Origin of the sequence: Halomonas sp. 707D4, from assembly GCF_024158685.1 — a bacterium.
In the GTDB taxonomy this organism is placed as follows: Bacteria; Pseudomonadota; Gammaproteobacteria; order Pseudomonadales; family Halomonadaceae; genus Vreelandella.
On record NZ_JAMZBD010000178.1, the window covers coordinates 1 to 5,965 of the forward strand.

Annotated in this window: 5 protein-coding genes; 2 read left to right on the forward strand and 3 right to left on the reverse strand. The window is 64.0% G+C overall.

Annotated features, from left to right (window positions below):
- Window positions 1-108 precede the first annotated feature (108 nt).
- Both thiC and BIS11_RS09205 read left to right on the forward strand, forming a co-directional pair.
- On the forward strand, window positions 109-1,989 hold the full coding sequence (gene thiC, locus BIS11_RS09200; protein ID WP_253420159.1) for a phosphomethylpyrimidine synthase ThiC: 1,881 nt from the start codon (window positions 109-111) through the stop codon (window positions 1,987-1,989).
- Window positions 1,990-2,127: 138 nt separating this feature from the next.
- Entirely contained in the window at window positions 2,128-3,816 is a 1,689-nt protein-coding gene (locus BIS11_RS09205) for a hypothetical protein (RefSeq protein ID WP_253420158.1), read from the forward strand.
- A gap of 81 nt (window positions 3,817-3,897) precedes the next feature.
- Here the strand turns inward: BIS11_RS09205 and BIS11_RS09210 are convergent, their stop codons facing one another.
- From BIS11_RS09210 to BIS11_RS09220, 3 genes are all read right to left on the reverse strand, one after another.
- Window positions 3,898-4,077 (reverse strand): CsbD family protein, encoded by a 180-nt coding sequence (locus tag BIS11_RS09210; RefSeq protein WP_253420157.1) that lies wholly within the window; start codon window positions 4,075-4,077, stop codon window positions 3,898-3,900.
- A 143-nt stretch (window positions 4,078-4,220) separates the two neighbouring features.
- The gene (locus tag BIS11_RS09215; RefSeq protein WP_253420156.1) at window positions 4,221-5,279 is read right to left on the reverse strand and encodes a DUF2955 domain-containing protein; all 1,059 of its coding nucleotides are present in this window, start codon (window positions 5,277-5,279) and stop codon (window positions 4,221-4,223) included.
- A gap of 61 nt (window positions 5,280-5,340) precedes the next feature.
- Window positions 5,341-5,965: HlyD family secretion protein (locus BIS11_RS09220; protein ID WP_253585956.1), on the reverse strand; the 625-nt coding region annotated here is incomplete at its 5' end.

Here is a 5,965-nt window from a genome sequence, read left to right on the forward strand (position 1 = left end):
CCAGAATATTTCGCGATGCCACCCGCCTGGAGATCGACTTCTGGCAGATGGGCCTGGATTTGACCGACTAGCGCGATCATAACGACAACCTTACGAGAGACTCTCATCATGAGCCGTACCCAGCATTTTCTGGCCGAAACCGCCCAGGTCGACGCCGCCGCCATCGCGCCGCTGCCCGCCTCCACCAAACGCTATATCGAAGGCTCGCGGCCGGACATTCGCGTGCCGTTTCGCGAAATCACCCTGTCACCGACCACCACCAGTGGCGAAGCCGAGGAGAACCCGCCGCTGCTGGTTTACGACACCTCCGGCCCCTACACCGACCCCGCCGCGCAGATCGACCTGCGCCAGGGTTTGGCGGAGCTGCGCCGGGCGTGGATCGAGGAGCGTGGCGACACTGAATTCCTCGAAGGCTTGACCTCGGAGTACGGCAACCGTCGCGCCAACGACCCGACCCTTGCCCAGCTGCGTTTCGATCTCAAGCGCACGCCGCGCCGGGCGAAAGCGGGCAAGAACGTGACCCAGCTGCACTACGCGCGTCAGGGGATCGTCACGCCGGAGATGGAGTTCATCGCCATTCGCGAGAACCAGCGCCGCCAGGTGTTGGGCACCGCGGAAGTCGAGCGGATTCTGGGCCACCAGCACCGTGGCCAGAACTTCGGCGCCAGCATTCCCGAGGAGATCACGCCTGAGTTCGTGCGCGACGAGGTGGCCCGCGGCCGGGCGATCATCCCCAACAACATCAACCACCCGGAAAGCGAGCCGATGATCATCGGGCGCAACTTCCTGGTGAAGATCAACGGCAACCTGGGCAACTCGGCGGTGACGTCCTCCATCGAGGAGGAGGTCGACAAGATGACCTGGGGCATCCGCTGGGGCGCGGATACCATCATGGATCTCTCCACCGGGCAGAACATCCACGAGACCCGCGAGTGGATTCTGCGCAACTCGCCGGTGCCCATCGGCACGGTGCCGATCTATCAGGCCCTGGAGAAGGTCAACGGCGTGGCGGAAAACCTCACCTGGGAAGTATTTCGCGACACGCTGATCGAGCAGGCGGAACAGGGCGTGGACTACTTCACCATTCACGCAGGCGTGCTTCTGCGCTACGTGCCGCTGACCGCCAACCGCGTCACCGGCATCGTCAGCCGCGGCGGTTCGATCATGGCGAAGTGGTGCCTGTATCACCACCAAGAGAGCTTCCTCTACACCCACTTCGAGGAGATCTGCGAGATCTGCAAGCAGTACGACGTGGCATTTTCGCTGGGTGACGGCCTGCGCCCGGGCTCGATCGCCGATGCCAACGACGAAGCGCAGATGGCCGAGCTCAAGACCCTGGGCGAGCTGACCCACATCGCCTGGAAGCACGACGTGCAGGTGATGATCGAAGGCCCCGGCCACGTGCCCATGCACCTGGTGAAGGAGAACATGGACAAGCAGCTCGAGTACTGCGACGAAGCGCCGTTCTACACGCTGGGGCCGCTGGTGACGGATATCGCGCCCGGTTATGACCACATCACCTCCGGCATCGGTGCTGCCATGATCGGCTGGTTCGGCTGCGCGATGCTCTGCTACGTGACGCCCAAGGAGCACCTGGGCCTGCCCAACAAGGAGGACGTCAAGACCGGCATCATCACCTACAAGATCGCGGCCCACGCGGCGGATCTCGCCAAGGGGCACCCGGCGGCGCAGCGCCGCGACAACGCGCTCTCCAAAGCGCGCTTCGAGTTCCGCTGGGAAGACCAGTTCAACCTGGGGCTGGACCCGGACACCGCGCGCAGCTTCCACGACGAGACCCTGCCGAAGGATTCGGCCAAGGTGGCCCACTTCTGCTCCATGTGCGGGCCGAAGTTCTGCTCGATGAAGATCAGCCAGGAAGTGCGCGATACCTACCGCGATGCGGCGCCACAAAGCGAAGCCGAGCGCGGCATGCAGGAGCAGGCCGAGAAGTTTCGCCAGGAAGGCAGCGCGCTTTACCAGAAGGTGTAAAGTGCCGGAAGGAAGAGGTCTCTCCCCGGGCAGGCATGGCCTGCCCGGGCGGCGATCACGAACCTGACGATATGGGCGCTAGAGCCCTTTCGTTAAATTAGATATTCTTTGGATCTCGTTTTCTAAAGGGACTTCGTGATGAACAGAAAAACCTATCTTGCGGCATCGATCGCGCTGGTCAGCGCCGGGCTCTTGAGCGGCTGCGGAAGCAGTGACGAGACGCCCGAAAGCCTTTCGATGCTGGACTATATCCCGGCGGACTCCCCCTACTTCATGGCCGCGCGGGAAACGCTGCCGGAACAGGAGGTGTTCGACTTCTACCAGCGCTCGATGATCTTCGACGGCACCTTCGGTGAAGAGCTCGACACGGTGCGCGAGATGCGCGAGGCCTCGGATTCCGACGAAGAGCGCGCGTTGCTGTCGCTGGTGATCGCCATGGGCGAGGAACTCGAAGGTGTCGAGACCCTCGACGATCTGCACGCCAAAGGCCTTAGCATCTCGCCGCAAACCGCCCTCTATGGCCTGGGCATGCTGCCGGTACTGCGCTTCGAGCTCGAGGACGGCGCGGCGTTTCGCGAGACCCTCGAGCGGGTGCTGGCGCGTGCCGAGCTGGAGCCGCAGGTGGCGACCACCGACGGCATCGACTACTGGGTGCTGAACCCGCAGGGCGATCTCGCGGTGATCATGAGCATCGTCGACGAGCAGGCGCTGCTGGCGCTGGTGCCGCGCGCGCCGAGCGACGAGCTGATGGCACTGGTGCTGGGCAAGACGCTTCCCGAGAACAGCCTCGAGGATTCCGGTGAGCTCGCAGAGATCGAGAGCCGCCACGGGTTCACGCCTTATGGCGCGGGGCAGATCCATACCGCTCGCGTGCTCGACGAGCTCGGCTCGCCGACCCACGCGGGTACCCGCGCGCTGATGGAGGCCATCGACAAAAAGCCGCTGGATCTCTCCAGCTGCCAGGCGGATATCGACCGCATCACGGCGCGCCTGCCGGGCGTGGCCATGGGCGCGCGCGCCTATGATCTGCAAGGCCGCTCGGAATTCAACGTCATCCTGGAAACCGATGACGAGATCGTCGGCGACCTGCGCCGGCTCCTCACCCCGGTCCCTGGGCTTGGCGAGCGCAACGGCCTGGCGAGCATGGGCGTGGGCCTGCAACTGCCGGCACTGCTGGAAAACGTTCAGCTCTACGCACGCCAGATGCGTGAAGACCCCTTCGGCTGCGACGAGCTGCAGGCGCTCAACAGCACCTGGGACGACGCCAATGCGATGCTGAGCAACCCTGTCGCGATGATGATCGCGCCGTCGCTTTCGGGAATCAACCTGCGCCTGGACCGCCTCTACGTCGAGCGCGGCATGCCTGCCGCCACCGGGCTTCTGACGCTGGCCTCCCCGAATCCCATGACGCTCGTGCAGACCGCCGGCTCCTTCCTGCCGGAACTCGCCGAACTGAAGCTGGTGCCCGGCGGCGAAGCCAAGCGGGTCGAAAGCTTCCTGCTGCCGCCGGAAACGCCGGACGTCTTTGCTGCCATGTCGAACTCGGCCCTGGCGGTGGGCGTGGGCCTCGACAATCCCTCGAACCTGAAGGAAGGGCTTGCGGCGAGCGAGGAGAACCAGGACCTGCTGGCCCACGTTTTTCTTTCCGGGGATATCTACCACGCCTTTGCCGATATCGCCCCGGTGGTGCCGGACGACCAGCTCTCCGACACGGATATCGAGACGTTTCGCCGCTACGGCGATCTCTACGAGCTGATGGAGTACTGGCTCAAGATCGACGATGCAGGACTCGAGATCGGCTTTGCAGTGGAGATGGCCGAGCAGTGATCGGTTCACCGCCCATGGCACCTCCATGGGCGGAACGAAAAACAGGGGCCCGAGGGCCCCTGTCTCATGAGTGGATGCGAGTTACTTCTTGAGACCTTCCTTCAGCTCGCCCTTGCCTTTCTGGACGTCGCCCTTGGCCTGCTGCGCCTTGCCTTTCGCTTCGGTCTTTTCACTGCCGGTGACCTTGCCGGCGGCTTCCTTCACTTTACCGGCGGCTTTGTTGGCGGCACCTTTGGCTTTATCTTCTTTAGAACCTGACATGGCTTGTTACCTCTAATCCGTTAGTAGGAACCACGCTGACTGCAAGAAAGACGTCATGTCCGTTCACAGTGCAGCTAATTCTTAGAGTAGACGCTGGCGAAAAAGTTGCCTCACTTTCTTTGCGGCAATCGTTACGACGATCCTTACGGCAATCGCGTGGACTCGAAATGATCGAGCACGCGGTGCAGGCACTGGATCACCATCAGCGTCAGCGCGAGCGCCACGACCATCGACGAGAAGCGGTACAGCGCGCTGTAGACGATGTCCTGGGTGGGGCCGAGCGACTGGCCGAAGAGAATCCCGAGGGTGGTCATGCCACCGAACCCGACCCCGGAGCCGCCCGCCTCCAGCACGTGCTCGCGGCTGAACAGCATCAAGCCCAGCCAGTAGATGACGATGGCCAGCAGAAAGTGGTTGCTCTGGGTATAGAGCAGAAGCTGCATCGCCAGCGCCAGGTTGCAGCCCAGGAGCGTGCCGACGATACGCTTGACGGCGGAAGCCTGGGCACCAGCGTAGCTCAGGGCGAACAGCATCAGGACCGTGGCCATCTGGGCGGAGAGCGAGTCGCGCAGATCGAAGGTCTGGAACACCACGAAGGAGATCGTCGCGGTCACGCCGCCCAAAAGCGTCTCGTGGCGAATCTGCGCGGGGCTCTTCTCGGCGCGCGGCGGCGGCTGGCGCGGCGCCACGTCGGGAAACAGCGTGTACATGAGCATGGCGATCAACACCGCCAGCACGCTCGCCAAGAGGTTCGCGGTGAGAAGCTCGCTCAAATCCACCCCGGGGTAGCTTGCGAAGTGCAGGAGGATGCTCAGCGTCACCACGCCGTTGGCGGCGTAGAGAAACAGCGGCCCCTTGGCCATCAGGTTGAAACGAAACAGGAAGATCGCCAGCACCACCAGCGTCATCACGACCGGCATGTGCTGCAGAAAGCCGATGATCAGGCTCACCTCGACCACGTTGAAGGCAGCGTTGCCCAGAAACTGGCGAATGATGCCGGCGTTGAGCAGCGGCACCATGCCGAGCAAAAACATCGGGAAGACGGTGAAGAAGACCCCGTAGTTCCAGCCCATCAGCTTGCTGATGACGAAACCCAGCGTGGCGCCGCCCGCCACCCGCAGGCACTGGCGAAGACCGTTCTCGTCGAGCAGCGACTTAGGTGCTGACGCGTCGCCTGTACGCCGCCGCTTGAACAAGCCCATGCCCCAGGAGCGCCGGTCAGTAGACCCCGTAGACTCAGTAGACTCAGTAGATCCAGTAGATTCAGTAGACATAATGCAGCCAGCTGATCAGGTGGACCTGCAGCCAGGCGAAGGGGTGCGCCAGCGGGTGCTCGCCGGGCAGCAGTTGCACGCTCGCCCGGGCGCCACTCGGCGGCATCGCGGCCAGCGGTGCGTCCAGGGCGACGTGCAGGCGCAGGCGCTGGGCATCGCGCACCCAGCGATCGGAAGTGGGGATGTCCGCCAGCTGGCCGTCGGCGCCGATCTGGCCTTCGCGCACCCCGGCGTCCAGCGCCGTGACGCGGCCTTCGAAGATATGCCCGGGCAGCGCGTCGAGGATCACCTTGGCCTCGTCGCCCAGGCGCACGTGGCGCAGGCTCTTCTCGCGAAAGTCCGCAACGATGTCCAGGGTATCGGAAACCAGCGCCATTACCGGCTGGCCCGCCTGCACGTAGTCGCCGGGCAACAGCTGCAGGTTGGTCACCTGGCCTGCCTCGAAGGCGCGAACCTCGGTACGCGCCAGGTCGAGCCGGGCTTTTTCCAGGGCGTTGCGCGCCTGACGAAGGCGCAGGTTGGCATCGCCCTCCTCGCCCAGCTGCACCTCGAGACTGGTGATCTGCGCTTCGGCGGCGCGCACGTCGGCCTCGGCGGTGTTGGCCGCCGCCACC

Coding starts and splice junctions, on each gene's coding strand:
- thiC (WP_253420159.1), top strand. CDS start 109: ATGAGCCGTACCCAGCATTTTCTGGCCGAAACCGCCCAGGTCGACGCC.
- BIS11_RS09205 (WP_253420158.1), top strand. CDS start 2,128: ATGAACAGAAAAACCTATCTTGCGGCATCGATCGCGCTGGTCAGCGCC.
- BIS11_RS09210 (WP_253420157.1), bottom strand. CDS start 4,077: ATGTCAGGTTCTAAAGAAGATAAAGCCAAAGGTGCCGCCAACAAAGCC.
- BIS11_RS09215 (WP_253420156.1), bottom strand. CDS start 5,279: ATGGGCTTGTTCAAGCGGCGGCGTACAGGCGACGCGTCAGCACCTAAG.